The following is a 19180-nucleotide window of genomic DNA, read 5'->3' as shown; positions in this document are numbered from 1 at the left end:
ATTTTTCGCTCTTTTATTTTTTATATTGTTTTTATGAACTTTGTTGGATATTTTATGGAATAAGTGTGTTTTCTTATGCATTTTTTGCATGCAGCAATTTTAGCTTGTCCGTCCGCTTCAGCCGTTTTATGGCATATTCCCTGCTCATTGCCTCTTCTTTTGTGGAGAATTCTTCCACGTAAACAAGTTCTACCGGACGCCTGGTCCTGGTATATTTTGCACCTTTTCCCGCATTGTGATCCGCCACTCTTTTTTCCAGATTGTTTGTCCATCCCGTGTAGAGGGTTCCGTCTTCACACCTAAGAATATACGTATAATTCATGGTACTGCTCCTATACTATGTATATGTAAGATTTTGCAAACAAACTGTCTGCAAAATCTATCAGATTTATATAAAGCAACCGGAGGAGAAAAAGGTACTCTACCCAAAAAACAAACAATAAATAGTAAAGCTGTGAAAAACCGGCTGCTAATATTGGTATATGATTGCTCACATAGTATATTATACTCTATTTATCCAATCCTGTGCAAATCCTAAGGCAAATACATTACAGGATCAATTGGTGTTCCGTCTTTTGTCATCTCGAAGTAAAGATTGCTTCCTTCTACGCTGTAGTATTTAGTTGGTTCACTGATGTATCCGATAACGGAACCGCTTGCCACGGTATCCCCCTCTTCATACGGAACTTCCTTTAACTGTCCATAGACAGCCTGGTAACCATTTCCCATATCCATGGTAAGGGTAGTACCTGTCTCTTCATTGGTTGTAATAGACAATACCTGGCCGTTGGCTGCTGCCAGAACCGGTGCATTTACGTCTGATGAAATAACAATTGCAGGATTGTATTTATACTCGTTTAATGTTGGGAAATAGACAGTTTTGTCCATGCTGTAATCCAATAATACATCCCCATTTAACGGCCACTCCATAAGAGAAGACTCAGAAAAATTAATTTCCGGAGCTTCTGCCTCTACATTTTCTGTGGCTGCACTTTCATTTGCTGCATTGTCCTGTGCATCCGGATTCTCCTGTGTATTCTGGTCTGCCTGCGCATCCTCAGCCTCCGGTGTATTCTGGTCCGGCTGGTCCTCTACTTCTTTTGTTCCTTCTACATTCTCTGTACCGGATTCCTGGCTTTCCTCTTCCTGCATATCCTGGCTGTCATTTGCCGCCAGTTCTTCTCCGTCTGTGTCTTTTGTTTCTTCCGCTAAACTCTGTTCCTTCTTCGTATTGGTACTCCCTGTCTTATAAACACCCACACAGGTGGCAACAATAGCTACCAACAGTACACTGCTAACAACAATACGAATCATTTTTTTACTGTTCATCATATTCTTCACCTCAACTTATAGTCAATTGTTGTAACTATAGGGTTTCCAGAATATGTGAAAGTATTCATTATTTTCTTAATTCTGACCAATAACTGTTTTTACATCCTGAATTTCCAAATCCGGGAAAAAATATGTAATAATTTCCTTATAATTCTTTCCCTCTTTTCCCATCTGATCTGCGGTATACTGACTCATTCCCATTCCATGGCCGATGCCCTTGCACAGAAACCGAATCTTTTCCCCCAGATCCTGCACCGTAAAGCAGGAGGATGTCAGACCCAGAGCATCTCTCAGCTCCTCACCCTGGAATTCCTGGTTTCCCACCTGAATCTCCAGGACATAATCCGTACTGTCTGTTTTTATGATTTTTACAGGTTCCTCTTCCGATTCCCCCCATGCAAATCCCGGGTATTTCGTTTTCAGCTTTTCTTCTATTTCTTCAGAAGTAAAATAAAAACCTTTTAAATAATCCTCACTGTCAATGTCATTGCCGGTATCTACAGAAGGCACATACGCATAAGAATCACCCAGAACCTCTTTTCCGTCCCTGGTCTTTCCCCCGCTCAATCTGCAATAGGGAATATCCGTAAGCTTCCCCTGATTACAGAGAACCTGCCCTTCTGTCTCCTGTACCGCCTCCTGGTAGTTTTGAAAACGTTCCAGGAAATCATCATTCATTTTATTTTCTTTTAACTGATCCACCGCATGTTTTACTTCTCCGGAAACAGCACCTTCCTCTAATTGTGTATAGAGGTTGCTGCGGGATACTATGGCCTGCGCTTTGAGCGCCTCTTTCGAATAGTTCCATGGAATTTCCATGGCCACAATAGCCGGGAGGTAGTCTTCCACCTCCACTTCTTTTATTATAGGACATGCCTCTCTCCCCGAGATGAGAGCGGTAATTAATAAGGGGAGGAGAAGAAGGATCAGCAGTAAACTTATGATAAGCTTGATATTTTCTTTCATATCATATCCAAAGATGTGTTCTTACATACTATATGAGAGAATGTTTGTCTTAAATGATAGTTTTGTGTATGTAGTTTGAGGTTATACAGGCGGGGGAGGAGCATAGCAGACGGACGGTCAAGAGAGGAGGTCTTGGGGCCTGGTAAGGGAGGGTACTGCTTCTATCTGTTTGCTACTGCGCTTCTCCTCTGCTAACTGCTTAGCCGTTCACTAAGAAGCTCAGGAGAGCCTTCGCTCCTAAGTGACCGCTGGCAGTGGATCTTCGGACGCACTCCGTAGTCTGCGCAGATAGAAGCAGTACCCTCCCTTACCAGGCCCCAAGACCTCCTCCCTTGACCTGGCAGAGACTCACTTCACATTCACGAAAAACGGGCGGGGATGGTCGTGAGTGGTACACTTTTCCTCTGCTTGTTTAGCACTCTTGGTGGCTCAATGTTTTGAATAAACTGCCAAACAGCATCATCCGTTCAGCAGCAGTCTTTCCTACAACTAATTAAACAAGTTCCCCTAAATCCCTTCTCTCGTTCCCCCAAGGAAGGATATATGGTTCCAAACTCGGCCTGAATGGTACCATATTATAAATCTCATCTAACCGCTCCAGAATATCCTTTGGCAATGGTCCTTTTTCTACAGATTTGTAATTGCTGATAAATTCCTCTTCTGATCTGGAACCGGTCAGGACACAGCTCACAATTGGATTAGAAATTACAAATCGCATGCTCATTTCGATGATATCCATCCCCGTATCATCCAAGAGTTTATATAACTCTTTAAATTGATTTCTTCTGGGAAGGCTTATCCAGGGTGCTCCATTTTCAATTATATCATCTCTTCTCACAGCCAGTGCCCCCTGCTGCAGAGGCGAACCGCAGACAACACCCATATTGTGCTTTTTTGCAGCCGGGAGGATCTCATACTGTGCCTCTCTCCATAATAGACTATAGTTAAATGCCGTTAAAACCACATCAAATTTTCCTGTATCACATACCATAGCAAGTTCATGCGCAGCAGTCCCCCCAACGCCTGTATATTTAATCATACCGCTTTTCTTCATCTCATCCATGGCATCTATGACAGGACCTGTACAAGTCAGGGGATCCTCCCACCAATCCAGATACAGATTTCTCTCCGGCTCGTGAACAAATAACAAGTCAATGTGATCTGTATGTAACTTTTCAATACTTATTTCTACCGATTCTATGATATCTTTTTTTGATTTAGGATCAAAGGGGGCAGGCATCCCAATTTTGGTAGATATAAACGGTTTATCTCCATGCCAATCCTTTAAAATATTTCCAAGTACCGTTTCACTGTTAAAATAACTGGGCGCTGTATCAATATAATTAATGCCTGACGCAAGGGCAAACAAAGTTGCCTTTTTAGATAGTTCAAAATCCCCTACTAAATCTGACATAAATAAACCGCCAAGGGACATCTTCGTTACTTCCATTCCAGTTCTGCCTAAAACTACTTTCTCCATTGTCCTTTCTCCTCCTCTGTCTGATATAGTCGGATAACCGACTTGATTGCCTTTTTGCTTCTTACATATTCATACGCCTCAGGGGCATTTTCCCATGTAAATATATGATTTTTATCCAGCCAGTTAGAGGCATCCAGTCTGCCGGATCTGATAAGCTCTATTACCTCCTGATGAGTTTCCGCTTCATCATAAACGGCGTTGTAGAAACGGAATGATACAGGTCCGAGGATGGGATTAAAGCTGTAGCTGTAATAGTCATCCATGCCGTACACTGCCACAGTGCCTCCTGTTTTCAGACAAGTCATATAGGGTGTAAGTGCTTCCTTTTTACCTGTTGCATCAATGATATAGTCAGTCTGGCCCTTATGAGTCTCTATCAGGGTTTCCACGTCCTTTTGAGACCTGTAATCTATATATTCCTGCATTCCCGCCCCAAGTGCGCTGCCTTTTCTGGATGCACTGCCAAGCATAATCACATGAGCTCCCTTGATAGCACACATTGCTCCGATAGAAATGCCGTTAGCCCCTGAGCCTATAACTAAAACCCGGTCGCCTTCCTTTACTCCCATTCTGTTTACCCAACTCAGATTTTCTCTCCAGGTAATTATCATAGTAGCGTCCATTGGATCGATAATACCCTCAGGAATGACCTGATTTACCCTGTAATACTCCCATTCACTTTTATCTAAACCGTCCAGCTGCATGGCCTGATGATCCAAAGCCAGGCCATATTCGCACATTCCTCCCCAGCTTAAACCCATTCCTTCTGTCTCTCTGGTGTATACCCTGGCAACCAAATCCCCTACTTTAAAATTACGTACTTTTTTTCCCACCTCTATCACCCGTCCGATACTTTCGTGACCGATAATGGAAGGATATACATTCCCCCATGCAAAGGTACCGTCGATAACCGCCAAGTCTGTTCCTGTACAGGTAGCTCCATAGAGCATTTGGCAGCGCGCTTCATAATCTCCCATGGAGGGCTCAGATACATCCTGTACCTGAAGTACTCCCGGCTTTTCTACAACTAGTGCTTTCATTTCCAGTCCTCCTTTTATTCTGTATAGTATTCGTCAATATTATTTTTATCAATTACCTGGAAGGGAACTATATATTCGGGTTCTACCGTTTCTCCAGCTAAAATTTTCTCCGCTACTTCCCCTGCTTTTTTAGCAATAGATGGTGCATCCTGCAGCACAGTCGCTATCATATCCCCTGTTTTAACAGCCTTAAGGCCATCTTCAATGCCATCCACCCCGATTACAAGAATATTTTCTTTTCCATTGGCTTTTAAAGCCTGTACAGCACCCAGTGCCATCTCATCATTCTGAGATACTACCGCATCGAATTCCATAGTCTGAAGCCAGTTTTCAACCGTACTCATGCCCAATTCCACACTCCAGTCAGCAGGCTGCATCGCCAGAATCTTTATATCCGGATAGTTTTCCAACACTGAATTTATACCTTCCGTACGCTTTACAGTTGCATCTCTTCCATCCAACCCCTGAAGCACAACGATATTTCCCTTTCCGCCTATTTGCTCTGCAATATATTCCATCTCCATTTCTCCCGCCTGGGTATCATCAGAACCTACATAGCAGGTTGCATTTTCCTGATTTGCTATCTTACAGTTTACAATCATAATAGGAATTCCCGCCTCATTGGCTGCTGTCACCGCAGGTGCACAGGCGTCACTGTCCGCCGGGGATATCATGATAAGATCTGCCCCCTGTGTAATAAAATTCTCTACCTGTGATACTTGTTTAGATGCATCATTAGCTCCATCGCCTTCCAGATATTTTGCTCCCAAATCCGATACAGCTTCCTTGATAGAATCGGTCAGTGTAACCTGAAACTGATTACTCAGATCCGCACAGGACCAGGCAATAGTAATTTCTCCGTCAGCCTTTTCCTCTGTTTGTCCGGAACTGCTTTCTGCTGCCTGTTCATTTTTTCCCTTATCCGGGGAATCGCTGTCACCGCATCCTACTGTAGAAAATGCCAATACAGCTACACATACCATTGCAAATAATTTCTGCTTCTTCATAAGAACCTCCTTAAATTAAAATATCGTTTATGGTTTAATTTTGCTTTTTAGATTTAAAATACTGGTCTACAAAAACAGAACCAATAATAATCACACCCTGAATAACCTGCTGGTAATAAGATGGAACATTCAGCAGATCCAACCCATTATTGAGAACACCAATAATTAGAACACCAGCCAAAGTACCCGCGACACTGCCAACACCTCCGCTCAGGCTCGTGCCTCCGATTACAACAGCAGCAATCGCATCCAGTTCATAGCCATCCCCTGCTGTAGCCGTAGCGGTAATTACTCTGGAAGATAGCACAATTCCAGCCAGGGCAGATAAGATACCTGCAATCACATATACGCAGATAATAATCCGATCTACATTAATTCCGGATATTTTCGCGGAAGCTTCATTTCCTCCAACTGCATATACATATCTTCCCAGTCTCATCTTTCCCAGCAAAACACCTCCTGCAAGCATAGTAAAAACCAGGATATATATTGGTATAGGAATAGAAAGCAGGGTTCCCCCACCAATCACCTTAAAGCTTGCATCAAAATTTGTAATGGCCTTTCCATTGTTATACATAAGTGTCATTCCTCTGCATATTGTCATCATACCCATAGTTACAATGAAGGCCGGAACCTTTCCTTTTGCAATAATTACCCCATTGATTCCGCCGCACACTGCACCGATTGTCAGTGCAATGAGTATAGGTACAATTATCGGATATGTATTTGGATGAATAAAGTCACAGGCCACTATAGAAGATAATGCCAGAATCGATCCAACTGACAGATCAATTCCTCCTGTAATAATAACAAACGTCATTCCTGTGGCAATTATTCCGTTGATAGATAGCTGTCTTAACAGATTAAGGATATTCATCTTTGTAAAAAAGGCCGGGGATGCAAATGTCATGATGACAAAAAGTGCCAGAAACACCAGATATATTTTAAATATCTTTATATATTTCATTACCGTATGATTCTGTTTCATGCTGTCTCCTTTCCGTATGCTCTATAGATATTTCCTTTCTTCGAATGCCTGCGGCGCAGGCCATAATGCCCTCCTGCGTCACTTCCTCCCGAAGGAAAGTCCCTGTGATTTCACCTTCGTGCATCACCAGCACCCTGTCGCACATTCCCAAAATTTCAGGAAGTTCAGAGGAAATCATTATAATAGAATTGCCCTCTGCTACATATTCACTCATAAGCCTGTATATCTCCGATTTTGCTGCTACATCGATCCCCCTGGTAGGTTCATCCAGTATCATAATCCGCGGATTACAGGAAAGCCATCTTGCAAGTACTACTTTCTGCTGGTTGCCCCCGCTGAGCTGTCCTGTCATTTTTGTGCAGGAAGGTGTCTTAATAGAAAGCTTTTTAATGTAGTCTTCTGCAATCTCTTTCTCCTTAGCCTTTTTAATAAACTGCCCTGCCTTACAATATTTTTTTAGATTTGCAATTGTTATATTCTCTTTTATATCGGCTACAAGATTTAGGCCTGTCAGCTTACGGTCCTCGGTTACAAACGCCAGTCCCCGTCTAATTGCCTCTTTAGGCGTTTTAAAAAGATAATTGCGGCCATTTAAAACTATTTCTCCGCTGTCAGGAGGATGGATACCAAATACTGCCTCTGCTACTTCAGTCCTTCCAGCCCCCATCAGACCCGCTATTCCCAGAATCTCTCCCTTTTTCAAGTCAAAGCTGATATCTTTGAACTTCCCCCCCCTGCTAAAATTTTTCACTTGAAATACGACTTCTCCAATAGATACTTTACTTTTGTAAAACTGTTGATTCAGCTCCCTGCCGACCATCATAGACACCAGCACCTCATGATTCATCTCAGAAGCGGGACGGGTATCTATTTTCTCGCCGTCTCTCAAAACTGTAATCTCATCTGCAATGCGAAAAATTTCGTCCATTTTGTGAGAGATGTATATAATTGCTTTTCCCTGCCTTTTTAATGTTTCAATTGTTTCGAACAGGTTCTCTACCTCACTGGAGGTAATGGCAGAGGTAGGTTCATCCATAACTATGATATCCGCTTTACAAGAAATAGCCTTTGCTATTTCAACAAGCTGTGCCTGTGCGACACTTAAAAACCTGATGTTTGCCCTTGGATCAATAGGGGCTTTGATACCCTCTAGAGCAATTCCGGCCTGGCGGTACATCTCTTTTTCATCCACAAACATTCCTCCCGGCCCTTTCAGATATTCTCTTCCCAAAAAAATATTGGCTGCCACGCTGAGATCAGGCAGAGATGTGAGTTCCTGATGAATCATGGATATTCCCAGATCCTGCGCCGCCTTAGGATTAGATATATTTACCTCTTCCCCTTTCAGAAGAATTCGGCCGGCATCTTTTTTATAGATTCCATTCAGAATTTTCATCAGAGTTGATTTTCCGGCCCCATTTTCCCCCATCAAAGCATGCAGAGTACCCCTTTTAAGTTCAAAGGAAACATTATTTAAAACCTTTACATTACCGAAGGATTTGTCGATACCCTCCATCTGCAAAACTACTTCTTGTTTCACTTGTGACAACTCCTTTCCTCATCGCTGCACTAGAATTCTGCGCCTCCTTTGATGTTCCTGGGTGCCAGGCCTATATTCCCCAGAATGGCATACTGGGAGGCATGTCCTGCAGCCGGAATGTTACCCGGAACACAATGAATTGTAGAGTAAGCAAGAGTAGCAAATTTAATTGCCTCTTTGAATTCCGGTGGAATTCCTATCTCTGAGGAAGAAACCAGTTTAATATTCTGTGGAATTCTTTTCTGGATTTCCTGAAGGATCGCCGGATTTTTTACACCCCCGCCGCTTGCATACAGCTGATCAACCTGCTCTATTACTTCCCGGGGAATATTGTCCTCCATAGATTTTGCCACAGCCTCACCGGTAAATGCACAGGCGGTAGCCATCATATCTTCTCTGGCCACATGGCTGAATTTTGCTATGGTACTGTTCAAGTACTCAGGACTGTAATCCATTCTCCATCCGGAACGAGGTACCGGCCTCTCAAAGAACGGATGATGCATAAAGTAATTCAGCATATCTTCATTCACCCTTCCTGACGCTGCCAACGCACCATTTCTGTCGTACTCTTTTCCATAAAGTCTCTTTGCAAAATAATCGGAGATTACATTCCCGGGTCCCACATCAAACCCATACATTTTTCTTCTGTCACTGCAGGCAAGGTGAAGATTGGCAATTCCTCCTATATTTAGTGTCATCTTAGGTTTCTCTTCTTTTCTGAACAGAACAAAATCAAGGTACTGCATAAGGGGGGCCGCGCTGCCTCCAAATGTGTGATCTGCCTGACGAAAATGAGTCACCGTATCAATATTTGTCAGATTTGCAATAACAGATGTATCACCAACCTGATAACCTGCAGGGTATTTGCCGGATATCCATCTTCCGGGCCAGTCAGCCTTTTCCTCAGCAGTCATCGCTGCTATTGCTTTATGATCGGGCTGCTCCTGGTAAATGGTCTGTGTATCTAGCCCCAAAACCTTAATCTCCCTGGATTCAATACCGTTTTCCTTCAAAAATTGAACTGCCTTCTCCGCGAAAACTGCCCCCGCAACATAATTAAGTCGATTCAGTCCCACCATATCTACTTTGTTCTCAAAAGCATCTAATACTACCTTCTTAACATCTAACGGCCACTCATAAGAACTGCCCTTTATAAACCGAGGTGCCGCCGGGAATCCGTCCCCGTCCATTTTTGTCTCTGCCAGAATTACGTCAATTCCATCAAATGAAGATCCACTGTTCATTCCCATAATTAAATCCATTTACTGCTTCCTCCTTACATACTTAAAATTTTTCAGGGTGTAATGGCCTTTTATATAGTTGTAAAATTTTGCCATTTTATATAAAAAATCAGATTTTGGGAACGTTCTCATTTTTAGTAAAAAATTCTCCTCCCTTCATTTCTATTAAGTTCCCTGCATATTGAATCTGCATAACTACTCATCCTTCCTCTTTTATCTCTCTGCAGGATTTCCTTACTATCATTTCTGTTTCCAAAACCTGAATATAAGTATCTCCTCTTCTGTCCGGCATTTCTATTAACTCGAATAATCTCTCCGCTGCATAAGTTCCCAGCTTCTCCACCTGCTGTTTCATAGTGGTAATTTCCATCAGCTGGTTCAAATTCTCATCATCCCAAGCTACTATGGAAATATCCTCCGGTATGGAAAGCCCCTTTTTTCTCAGACCCAGAAGCAGCGGAGCCAGCAGAGAGTTATTAAATACAATAATAGCTGTCAGTTCCCGAATCCTTGACAGTATCCCTTTTTCTAGGATCTCTTCTACATTCTCTGCTTCGTAATCAATTTTCATAAAATTATCGGAATGAAACCCAATCCCCTCATCCTCCATAGCTTTTTGATAACCGGCAAAACGTTCCGCGACAGTTGCAAAACTAGTTGTCGCAATTCCGCCTATTTTTTGATGTCCCAGTTCTATCAGATACTGAGCTGCTTTATAACCAGCATCCCTGTTATTACTTACAATAAGATTTCTTGATGTCCCTTTCACTTCCCTGTCCACATAAACCATAGGTATATCCCCGTCATAAAGATGCTTATTCTTCTTATTTATAGATGTTTCTGATGTACTGGTAGCTGCAATTACAATTCCTTCTACCCTCCTATTATGTAAACTACTTAAATGCTGTATTTCCAATAATGGATTTTCATGTGTACTGCAGACCATTACACTGTATCCTTTTTTCAAAGCTACTTTTTCTATCCAGGAGGTAAGTTCACTAAATAAATGGTTGTTAATACTTTCCACTACCACTGCAATCGTTTTACTGGTATTGCTTCTCAGACCCTGAGCAATAGCATTAGGATAATATCCAAGCTCTTCAATTGCCTTTTTTACCTTGGTTTTTGCACTCTCAGATACACTTCCGTAATTTCCTACCACACGGCCGGCAGTAGCTCTGGAGACTCCTGCTAGTTTTGCAACATCATCTATTGTAATACTTTTATTTTCATTTCTTTTATCCATATTGTGTTCCCCCACTCTTTTATGAGAACGTTCTCACTCGATACTGTAATTATATTCCTGGGTGTCAATTTTGTCAATTTCTTTTCTTTAGATTTATAATGATTATATAAAATTATCAATTTTATATGGCCATATATAACAATACTGAATACTGATTTGTTAAATATGCACATAAATATTCAAACTTCCCCTTGTATATCTTACGCTTTGAGATGAGAATACTCCGGCATATTCCGTTCTATTTTTTTAATATAAAAACCGGAATAGGCGGATGGTTGCCCCGGTTATAATAGGAATTCACTATCACAAGATACCTCCGGCTGTCCAGCTGCCTCAGTTCTTCCAGGATTGCATCCCTCTCCTCAAAGCCTGTATCTCCTCCGCTGTATATGCAAAGGCTCATCAATCCGCCCTCTTTTAGTATGTCCAGTCCAGCGCGTATGGCTATCAGGCTGGTATCCGGATTTGTGGCCATGGCGTGATCTCCGCCGGGAAGATACCCAAAGTTAAAACAGATGCAGTCCGCTTTTTCTCCCCCCATGTACTGCTCCATATTTGCATGGCTGTCAAGGATAAGCTGCGCCCTGGCTGTCAGCCCGCGCTGTTCCAGAAGCTTCCCTGTCCTCTCGACAGCCAGCTCCTGAATGTCAAAAGCAAATACCTTCCCCTTTTCTCCTGCCAGTTCGCAGAAAAAGGCTGTATCATAGCCATTTCCCATAGTGGCATCTATATAAATACCTTCTCTTTGCACCTGGCTTTTTATTATCTCATGGCACCATTCGGTTATCTGGTACGATTTCATCATAGTGCTGCCTCTCCCTTCCTGCTGTAAATTTGCTGCCTGACTCAGTATAGCACAGGCGCTATTCTTTTTATAGTAGTGATACCATTGTTTCAACTCTATGTTATAATTAGATTACTGTGCACAAATCCCGCAGACTTGGGTGTCTGAACAGTACCCTGATTAGAATCTGTAAGAAATCCGTAAGATATTTATTCATAAATTCGTAAGGCCTATGCCATAAACTAAACGTAGGCTCAAAGGAGGAGAGAACATGAGGGAATGCGTACTCGTGGTTGACGATGACAGAGAAATTGTAAAGGCTATATCCATTCTTTTGGAAAAAGAAGGCTTTCAGGTAATTAAGGCCTACGACGGGCTGGAAGCCCTGGAAAAAATTGCAGAATATCCCGTACAGATTATTCTCATAGACGTGATGATGCCTAAGCTGGACGGCCTGTCAGCGATTTTGAGGATCCGGGAAAGGCGTAATCTGCCGATTATCGTACTGAGTGCAAAAAGTGAAGAGACAGACAAAGTGCTCGGACTCTCCATGGGAGCAGATGACTATGTGACAAAGCCGTATAATCCCCAAGAACTTACAGCCAGAGTAAAGAGTCATCTGCGGCGTTACACCAGACTTGGGGATGTACATGCCTCTCAGATTTCCAATCGCTATGAAAATGGGCGCCTTCTGTATAACGCAGAGGAAAGAGTTCTGTATGCTGACGGGGATCCGGTACGGCTGACTGCTACTGAAACTAAAATTATAGATCTGCTGATGCGCAATCCGGGACGAATCTTTCCCGCAGAGGAGATATACCAGAGAGTATGGGAGGAAGAATCCTTTGCCCCTGAGAATACTGTAATGGTTCATATCCGCCGTATCCGGGAGAAAATTGAACTGAATCCGAAAGAGCCAGAATATTTAAAGGTGGTGTGGGGAATTGGATATAAAATGGAAAAAATGTAAATCGGTTACAAGCTATGCGTCCTTTGTTGCGGCATTATGTCTGCTGATGGCGGTGCTTCTTACGGGCTCCGGCCTCTTGGCTGCAATGCAGAGCATAGCTATAAGTCCTGCTGACGCATTCCGGGGAGATTATCAGGATACCAAGGCATTTCGGCAGTATATCAGTTACCGCCTGGAGGACTTTATCATGATGGCAGCCGGAGGCAGCACCGGAGCATCCATGGGAACTGCTGCTGTCTCCTCAGACATTGCGGTTTCTGAGGAGACAGCAGCAGAGGTGTGGGAGGAAGCCGCCGGTGAGCTTTCCGCTGCACAGGAGAGACGGGAGCTTCACAATGCACTGAAGGATGATAAAAATATGCTCTATACCATCTCCTATGACGGAGACACTTTATACTCCAATGCAGAGGAAGGTACCTTAGACGGAGCTGCAGGCAAAATGCCCGAGGGTTATAACTTTTTACTGTATTTTGATGGTTCAAAAGTCTATCTGCAAAAGGACGGAAAAACCATTGATGTCTACGGGGATGGTTACTACAGGGAAAACAGCGACTGGAAAGTACCGGGATATCATAACTTTACCACAGACAGCAAATCGAAAAAGGCTTCGGTAATCATAGCAGCTGCAAAAACTCCCAGGATTTATATGAAGGCAGATTATTCCAGCTATGGGGAAGAGTCGGTGAGCAACCGGCTCTACCGGCTGAACCAGGATCTTTACAGCCTGCGCAGCCTGATCCTGTTTTTTGGCCTATTGACGGCACTGTTTGCCGTATCCCTGATCCTGGCTGTTCGATGGAGAAAACAGATAAAAAGTGTGAATCAGTTTATAGCTGCTAAGACAAAAAAGATATGGGTTGAGGTAAAAGCTGTTCTCTGTCTGGGCTCCCTCCTGCTCCTGATGATTGCCGGCACTGAAGTTCTGAGAGAACTTTACTGGAGTCTGCAAAACAGCTACGACGTTGTCTATGAATATGACTATTACGTATTCAGAATTACCGGATCTATATGGACCTGGCTTTCCTATCTTACTGTTATATTGGTATGTGTCTGGATCCTTTTCTTTCTGGGTAACGATATCCGCTATAACAGAAACCCCTTATCCTCCAGTGTACTTCGCAGTTTGTGGAATTACATTTTCCGAATGTTCCGCTTTAAAGGGGCCGCCTTGCCAGTGCAGAAAAAGATTATTTTCCGGTATCTGCCTGCATTTCTGGGGGAGGGAATGGTTGTGAGTTTACTTCTCCTCCTGGGGTTCCGGCTGTATTACAGCGGCACCTTCTACAGTGCAGACATGTTTTTATACGTTTTAGCACTTACGGCCGCAGGGCTGACTCTGGCCGCACAATTTTGGTATATCTGGAGAAATCGGTCCGCAGCGGAGGATATAGAAGCGCTTATACAGCAGATTGACAGAATAAAAGAGGGCAAGATCGCGGAAGAGGTTCCGGTACTTACGGATCCCGATCTGGGAGAGGCAGCCAAAAATCTGAATGATATCCGCAACGGGCTTGACATTGCCGTTCAGGAACAGATAAAAAGTGAGCGTATGAAGGTTGAACTTGTCTCTAATGTATCTCATGACATTAAGACCCCCCTTACTTCTATTATCAGTTATGTGGATCTTATGAACCAGGAGCCGGATCTTCCGGAACATGTGAAAGATTATGTAAAAATCCTGGAAAGCAAATCCCAGAGGCTGAAAAGTATGGTACAGGATGTATTTGAGATCAGCAAAGCAGCCTCCAGACAGCTCCCTGTAAACATAGAGACACTGGATCTGGGGAAACTTATCCGGCAGACCCTTGCCGATATGTCTGAAAGTATAGAGCGCAGCACCTTATCTGTTAAGACAAGGATTCCGGAGGAACCTGTATTGATTAAAGCAGACGGGCAGAGACTTTACCGTGTATTCCAAAATCTGCTTCAGAATGCTCTCCAGTATTCCATGGAACACTCCAGAATCTTTATCACTCTGGAAACAGACGGCATACTGGCCGCGGTCAGTGTGAAGAATATCTCCCGGTACGAGCTTCCGGATCGGATCGATTACACGGAACGGTTTGTCCGCGGGGATGAGAGCCGTTCGGACGGGGGGAGCGGACTTGGGCTCTCCATTGCCAAAAGCTTTGTGGAGGCATGCCGGGGAAGCTTCCGGATAGACATCAACGCCGACCTCTTTGTGGTTACGGTAGAGTTCCGGGATATTACATCGACTACTAACTAATATATTTGTGCATTTATAAAAAGGAAGAGCTGAAACCTGCTCTTCCTTTTTGACTGTTCTACTATTCTGCCTGTTCCAAAGCCTGCTTTAAATCTTCGATAATATCATTTACATTCTCAATTCCAACGGATAAGCGAATCATTCCCGGGGAAACTCCGGCTTCCTTCAGCTGCTGGTCGTTCATCTGCCGGTGGGTATGGCTTGCCGGGTGAAGAACACTGGTCCTGGCATCAGCCACATGGGTAACGATAGCTGCCAGCTTCAGGCCGTCCATAAACTTCACAGCGTCTTCCCTTCCTCCCTTTAATTCAAAAGAGATGACACCGCAGGTACCCTTGGGCATGTATTTCTTCGCCACTTCATAATACTTATCTCCCGGGAGTCCTGCGTAGTTTACATGCGCTACCTTCTCATGAGCATTTAAGAATTCAGCCACCTTCTGTGCATTGTAGCAGTGCCTCTCCACACGGAGGAACAAAGTCTCCAGTCCCACATTCAGCAGAAAACAATTCTGAGGGGACGGGATAGAGCCCAGATCTCTCATAAGCTGTGCCGTAGCCTTAGTAATATAGGCAGCCTTTCCAAACCTCTCTGTGTAGACTACTCCATGATAGGATTCATCAGGTTTCGTCAGACCGTGGTACTTATCTCCATAGGCAGCCCAGTCAAAGTTCCCGCTGTCTACAATCGCTCCCCCTACCTGCATGGCATGTCCATCCATATATTTCGTGGTTGAATGGGTTACAATGTCTGCTCCCCACTCAAAGGGACGGCAGTTTACAGGGGTAGCAAAGGTGTTGTCCACAATCAGAGGCACCTCATGCTCATGGGCCAGCCTGGCAAACTTCTCAATGTCAAGTACAACCAGGGCCGGATTAGCAATGGTCTCGGCAAACACTGCTTTTGTGTTTGGCCGGAAGGCCTTGCAGAGCTCTTCGTAGCTGTCATCGGGATTCACAAAAGTGCACGCAATGCCAAGCTTTTTCATCGTCACGCCAAACAGGTTAAAGGTACCTCCATAGACTGCATTGGCACAAACGATATGATCTCCTGCCTCACAGATATTAAATATCGCATAGAAGTTAGCCGCCTGACCGGATGAGGTCAGCATAGCGGCCACACCGCCCTCCAGATCTGCTATCTTGGCCGCCACAGCATCATTGGTTGGATTCTGCAGCCTGGTATAAAAATATCCGTCATCCTCAAGATCAAATAATTTACCCATCTCATCTGTGGTATCATATTTAAAAGTAGTACTCTGATAGATAGGAAGAACCCTGGGCTCCCCTTTCCTGGGCTTCCAGCCCGATTGTATACATTTCGTTTCAATTTCATATCCCTTGCTCATATGTATTGTCCCTCATTTCCTGATAATTTTATTCTTGCGTACCGCCCGCAAGGGTCAGATACCTTGCCTTACCGGAAAGGATATTTGACTGATTGTACAAATTATACCATAATTCCAGTAAAATACAAATATAACCGGGGTCTACTTTACCAGCATCCCCCCTGCCATTACAGCTCCCATACACAGACACACGCTTAAGATAATATAAAGCATACCTGCCAGCATTCTGCCCTCCCCCAGCAGATTTGTTGTCTCCAGGGCAAAGGTAGAAAAGGTAGTAAACCCTCCGCATACCCCCACTTTCAGGAATAGGATCAAGGGGGTGCTTCCCGCCCCGTGTTTAGCTGCGGCTGCGCTGATTATCCCAATCAGAAATGCACCCAGAAAATTGATGACAAGGGTCATCACTGGAAATGACATCCTGGGCAGCGGGATTTGTCCCATAAGGTATCTTCCCACTGCCCCCAGAGCTCCTCCCAGTCCTACATACAGACAATTTAACATCTCTTTTGTCCTCCTCCGGCCAAGTATATTCCACTGAATAGTATGAAGCCTTTTACGCGTATATGCAATACTTATTTTATCTGCACTTTATATATTTCCACTGAAGCTTTTTCCATCCATGAAAGCTTTTATAGAGGTACCTGCTGATCCTCCTGTACAGCTTTCTTCCGTCAATTACCTCCTGTCTGGAGCATCTTTCCTTTCCGAATGCAGCCCGCTGTGCGGCTGTCATAAATGCCAGAAACTCTTCTTTTTCCAGGCAGGGAAGGTTGTCCTGCACATAAGACGCCCACTGAAGGTCCCACATCTTATCCCCCTGATCATATCCCGCTTCTGTCAGAACCTGGTATATGCTGTGAGATATTCTTATAATTGCCAAATTTGGATTACGGTTTCCAAAAAGTCTGAGGCGCCTGGACACTAAGAACCATCTTCTGAGCATTATTAATAACAACAGAAAGATAACAGACGCAGCTGCAGTTCCGCCATAGCGCACCGCTCTTCCTGCCTGGCTGCTCATATTCCCGGTGATTCTATCCCAGAACCTGTCCCCGATTCCTGCCTTCCTGTCTGAATTGCTGACGCTTTTCTTTTCCTTAGCTTCAGTTTCCCCGGATAGACTTTCTTTCTCCCCCCGGCTATCCTCTGCTTCCTCCTCAGGGGTATCCCCGGTATTATCCAGCCCCTCCTGTGAGGTATTCTCCTGTAACTCCGGAATTTCCTGTCCTTCCTCCCCGGGCAGGTATCCGGGCGTCACCTCCACAGGCATCCATCCCCGGCCGTCCAGATAGATCTCCACCCAGGCATGAGATTTTTCATCTTTTGCCACTGCTCTGTATGCCCCCTCCTGTTCCTGAAATTCATTCTGCGGGACAATAAAACCAGTAACATAGCGGGCAGGAATGCCGAACATCCGATACATTAGAACAGCTGTGGTTGCATAGTGAATGCAGTATCCCCTTTTCTGGCCGTACAAAAAGTATTCCGCAAAATCCTCTCCTCTGGGAAGCTTGTTGATCTTAAGGCTGTAGGAGGTATTCTGGTGCAGGGTATTCCGAATGTATTGTGTAATATCATTGATTTCTGCCAGATTCTGTCCCTGGCATTGACTGCGCAGCTGTTTCAGACCCTCCCGGGGCAATAGAGTATACTGTTCATAGACAAATGCCCGGTACTCCGGCTCCGCGGTACCGTTATCCGTAACAGAAGGCCACTCCAGACACTCAAAATTGCTGAAATACCCCTCGTACTCCTGCGTGTTTCCTGAACTGCTCCTTACGGCCCCGTCTCCCTCTGTCACAGCACTGTCCGGAATATAAGAATAGTAAGGAACATATGCCACAGAGGAATCTGCATTCACAATCTGTATCCCCATAGATTGTCTGGAAAGCCTCTGGTCTGTCCCGGCATTGGATAACAAAAAATCATGGGATATGTTCTGAATCTTATGGGAACGGAGATTGCTGCTGCCTGATACAGGATTCCATCGGTTTCCCATATATTCATCTCCTACAAATCCTCTGAGATAAATATCACGCTCCGGCCTTTCCTCTAATATGACATACAGCTCTTCCTCCCCTTTATACGTAATCTCTCTGTTGTCCAGCATACCGCTGGATGTATAAAAGGGAAGGGAAACATTGGAAAACATATTCCAATCTCTAAATTGTCCGGACATAATCTGCTGCTCGATCCGGTTTACTGTCTGGTATATACGTTTCTGATTTTTTAATATGCCGGGGGATGCCGCCGGTGTCAGTACAACACCGGCAATCAATATCAGAATTCCGGCGAGGATCCCCATAAAGAGCCCGGCGCTGCCTGCTCCCAAGGACCTTTTGTCCCCCTCCAGAGGCATATTTCTTGCGGAGATGACGGCTGACATTCCGCAGTAGGATATTACCAGCATCCCCAGAGACACTGCCGAGGGAACCCTGCCCATTAACAGGCCCGCCCACAGGATATACACAATCAGAACCCCGAGAACCCATTTTCTGGCCCAATACCCCAGAACCGCAGAGATCACCAACATCAGCACAAACATTCCAAAGCAAAAACTTAACGTACATGCTCCGGTGTCACTGTCATTTACCGGAAACATTTCCATATTACCGCTGTAGTACCGGTTAATCTCAGCAATGACCCTGTTGGCAATCACGCAAAACCCATAGCCAAGGGTATCCCGGCCTATAAATCCTATGCCTCCTGTCACCAAAAAAACAAAAACGTAAAATATACCTTTGGCATAAGTTCCAAAGGCAGCTATACCGAACACGACCGAAGAGGCCAAGCAAAACGGCAGAATTCCCGCTTTGGAGACGGGAAGCTCGGCCAGGCTGATAAAGGCGTAAGCCACACCAGTAAAAAACAGAAAAAGATACGCCGTTAGCAGGAGAGTCCCTGTACCGCCGCTCTTTTTTTCATTTCCGCTCATTATTTCAATACTGGTATACGGGGAAACGGTAATCCCCTCCGTCTTCCCTTTTTTTCTTCTTAACATAAGTTCT

The 19180-nt window shown here is 44.3% G+C and carries 16 protein-coding genes; 2 read left to right on the top strand and 14 right to left on the bottom strand.

Annotated features, from left to right (window positions below; translation table 11 throughout):
• Positions 1-73: 73 nt before the first annotated feature.
• From BUA56_RS15125 to mnmM, 11 genes are all read right to left on the bottom strand, one after another.
• Positions 74-322 (bottom strand): GIY-YIG nuclease family protein, encoded by a 249-nt coding sequence (locus BUA56_RS15125; RefSeq protein ID WP_072853232.1) that lies wholly within the window; start codon positions 320-322, stop codon positions 74-76.
• Between the two features lie 212 nt (positions 323-534).
• The gene (locus BUA56_RS15120) at positions 535-1329 is read right to left on the bottom strand and encodes a M23 family metallopeptidase (RefSeq protein ID WP_072853229.1); all 795 of its coding nucleotides are present in this window, start codon (positions 1327-1329) and stop codon (positions 535-537) included.
• Positions 1330-1407: 78 nt separating this feature from the next.
• Positions 1408-2298, bottom strand: a complete 891-nt coding sequence (locus BUA56_RS15115; RefSeq protein ID WP_072853227.1) for a SpoIID/LytB domain-containing protein — start codon at positions 2296-2298, stop codon at positions 1408-1410.
• 493 nt (positions 2299-2791) lie between these two features.
• The gene (locus BUA56_RS15110) at positions 2792-3778 is read right to left on the bottom strand and encodes an aldo/keto reductase (protein WP_072853225.1); all 987 of its coding nucleotides are present in this window, start codon (positions 3776-3778) and stop codon (positions 2792-2794) included.
• Complete coding sequence (locus BUA56_RS15105) at positions 3766-4818, bottom strand: zinc-dependent alcohol dehydrogenase (RefSeq protein ID WP_072853223.1); 1053 nt, start codon at positions 4816-4818, stop codon at positions 3766-3768. Before BUA56_RS15105 ends, BUA56_RS15110 begins: the two co-directional genes overlap by 13 nt.
• A 14-nt stretch (positions 4819-4832) precedes the next feature.
• Positions 4833-5825 (bottom strand): substrate-binding domain-containing protein, encoded by a 993-nt coding sequence (locus BUA56_RS15100; protein WP_072853222.1) that lies wholly within the window; start codon positions 5823-5825, stop codon positions 4833-4835.
• 34 nt (positions 5826-5859) lie between these two features.
• Entirely contained in the window at positions 5860-6813 is a 954-nt protein-coding gene (locus BUA56_RS15095) for an ABC transporter permease (protein WP_072853220.1), read from the bottom strand.
• Positions 6770-8353 carry a sugar ABC transporter ATP-binding protein gene (locus BUA56_RS15090; RefSeq protein WP_072853218.1) on the bottom strand — a complete coding sequence of 528 codons (1584 nt, stop codon included), beginning with the start codon at positions 8351-8353 and terminating at the stop codon, positions 6770-6772. The genes BUA56_RS15095 and BUA56_RS15090 overlap by 44 nt, the downstream gene beginning before the upstream one ends.
• A 29-nt stretch (positions 8354-8382) precedes the next feature.
• The gene (locus BUA56_RS15085) at positions 8383-9615 is read right to left on the bottom strand and encodes an anhydro-N-acetylmuramic acid kinase (RefSeq protein ID WP_072853216.1); all 1233 of its coding nucleotides are present in this window, start codon (positions 9613-9615) and stop codon (positions 8383-8385) included.
• A gap of 178 nt (positions 9616-9793) precedes the next feature.
• Positions 9794-10840 (bottom strand): LacI family DNA-binding transcriptional regulator, encoded by a 1047-nt coding sequence (locus BUA56_RS15080; RefSeq protein ID WP_072853214.1) that lies wholly within the window; start codon positions 10838-10840, stop codon positions 9794-9796.
• 238 nt (positions 10841-11078) lie between these two features.
• Positions 11079-11645, bottom strand: coding sequence for a tRNA 5-(aminomethyl)-2-thiouridylate-methyltransferase MnmM (gene mnmM, locus BUA56_RS15075; protein WP_341443462.1), 567 nt, complete (start codon positions 11643-11645; stop codon positions 11079-11081).
• A 250-nt stretch (positions 11646-11895) separates the two neighbouring features.
• On the opposite strand from mnmM, the gene BUA56_RS15070 reads away from it, so the two are divergent.
• Together BUA56_RS15070 and BUA56_RS15065 are read left to right on the top strand one after the other, a co-directional pair.
• Positions 11896-12594: a response regulator transcription factor gene (locus tag BUA56_RS15070; RefSeq protein WP_072853212.1), complete on the top strand. Its 699-nt coding sequence runs from the start codon at positions 11896-11898 to the stop codon at positions 12592-12594.
• Positions 12569-14821: a sensor histidine kinase gene (locus BUA56_RS15065; protein WP_072853210.1), complete on the top strand. Its 2253-nt coding sequence runs from the start codon at positions 12569-12571 to the stop codon at positions 14819-14821. The genes BUA56_RS15070 and BUA56_RS15065 overlap by 26 nt, the downstream gene beginning before the upstream one ends.
• A gap of 61 nt (positions 14822-14882) precedes the next feature.
• Here BUA56_RS15065 and BUA56_RS15060 read toward each other — a convergent pair whose 3' ends face one another.
• The 3 genes from BUA56_RS15060 to BUA56_RS15050 form a co-directional block, all read right to left on the bottom strand.
• Positions 14883-16169, bottom strand: coding sequence for an O-acetylhomoserine aminocarboxypropyltransferase/cysteine synthase family protein (locus BUA56_RS15060; RefSeq protein ID WP_072853208.1), 1287 nt, complete (start codon positions 16167-16169; stop codon positions 14883-14885).
• A gap of 141 nt (positions 16170-16310) precedes the next feature.
• Entirely contained in the window at positions 16311-16673 is a 363-nt protein-coding gene (gene crcB, locus BUA56_RS15055) for a fluoride efflux transporter CrcB (protein ID WP_072853206.1), read from the bottom strand.
• Between the two features lie 76 nt (positions 16674-16749).
• A complete protein-coding gene (locus BUA56_RS15050; RefSeq protein ID WP_072853204.1) occupies positions 16750-19173 on the bottom strand; it encodes a transglutaminase domain-containing protein in 2424 nt (807 codons plus the stop codon).
• Positions 19174-19180 lie beyond the last annotated feature (7 nt).

This window comes from Lactonifactor longoviformis DSM 17459 (assembly GCF_900129135.1).
In the GTDB taxonomy this organism is placed as follows: domain Bacteria; phylum Bacillota; class Clostridia; order Lachnospirales; family Lachnospiraceae; genus Lactonifactor; species Lactonifactor longoviformis.
The sequence above is the reverse complement of the archived record's forward strand: the minus strand, read 5'-3'. Positions and strand labels throughout refer to the sequence as shown.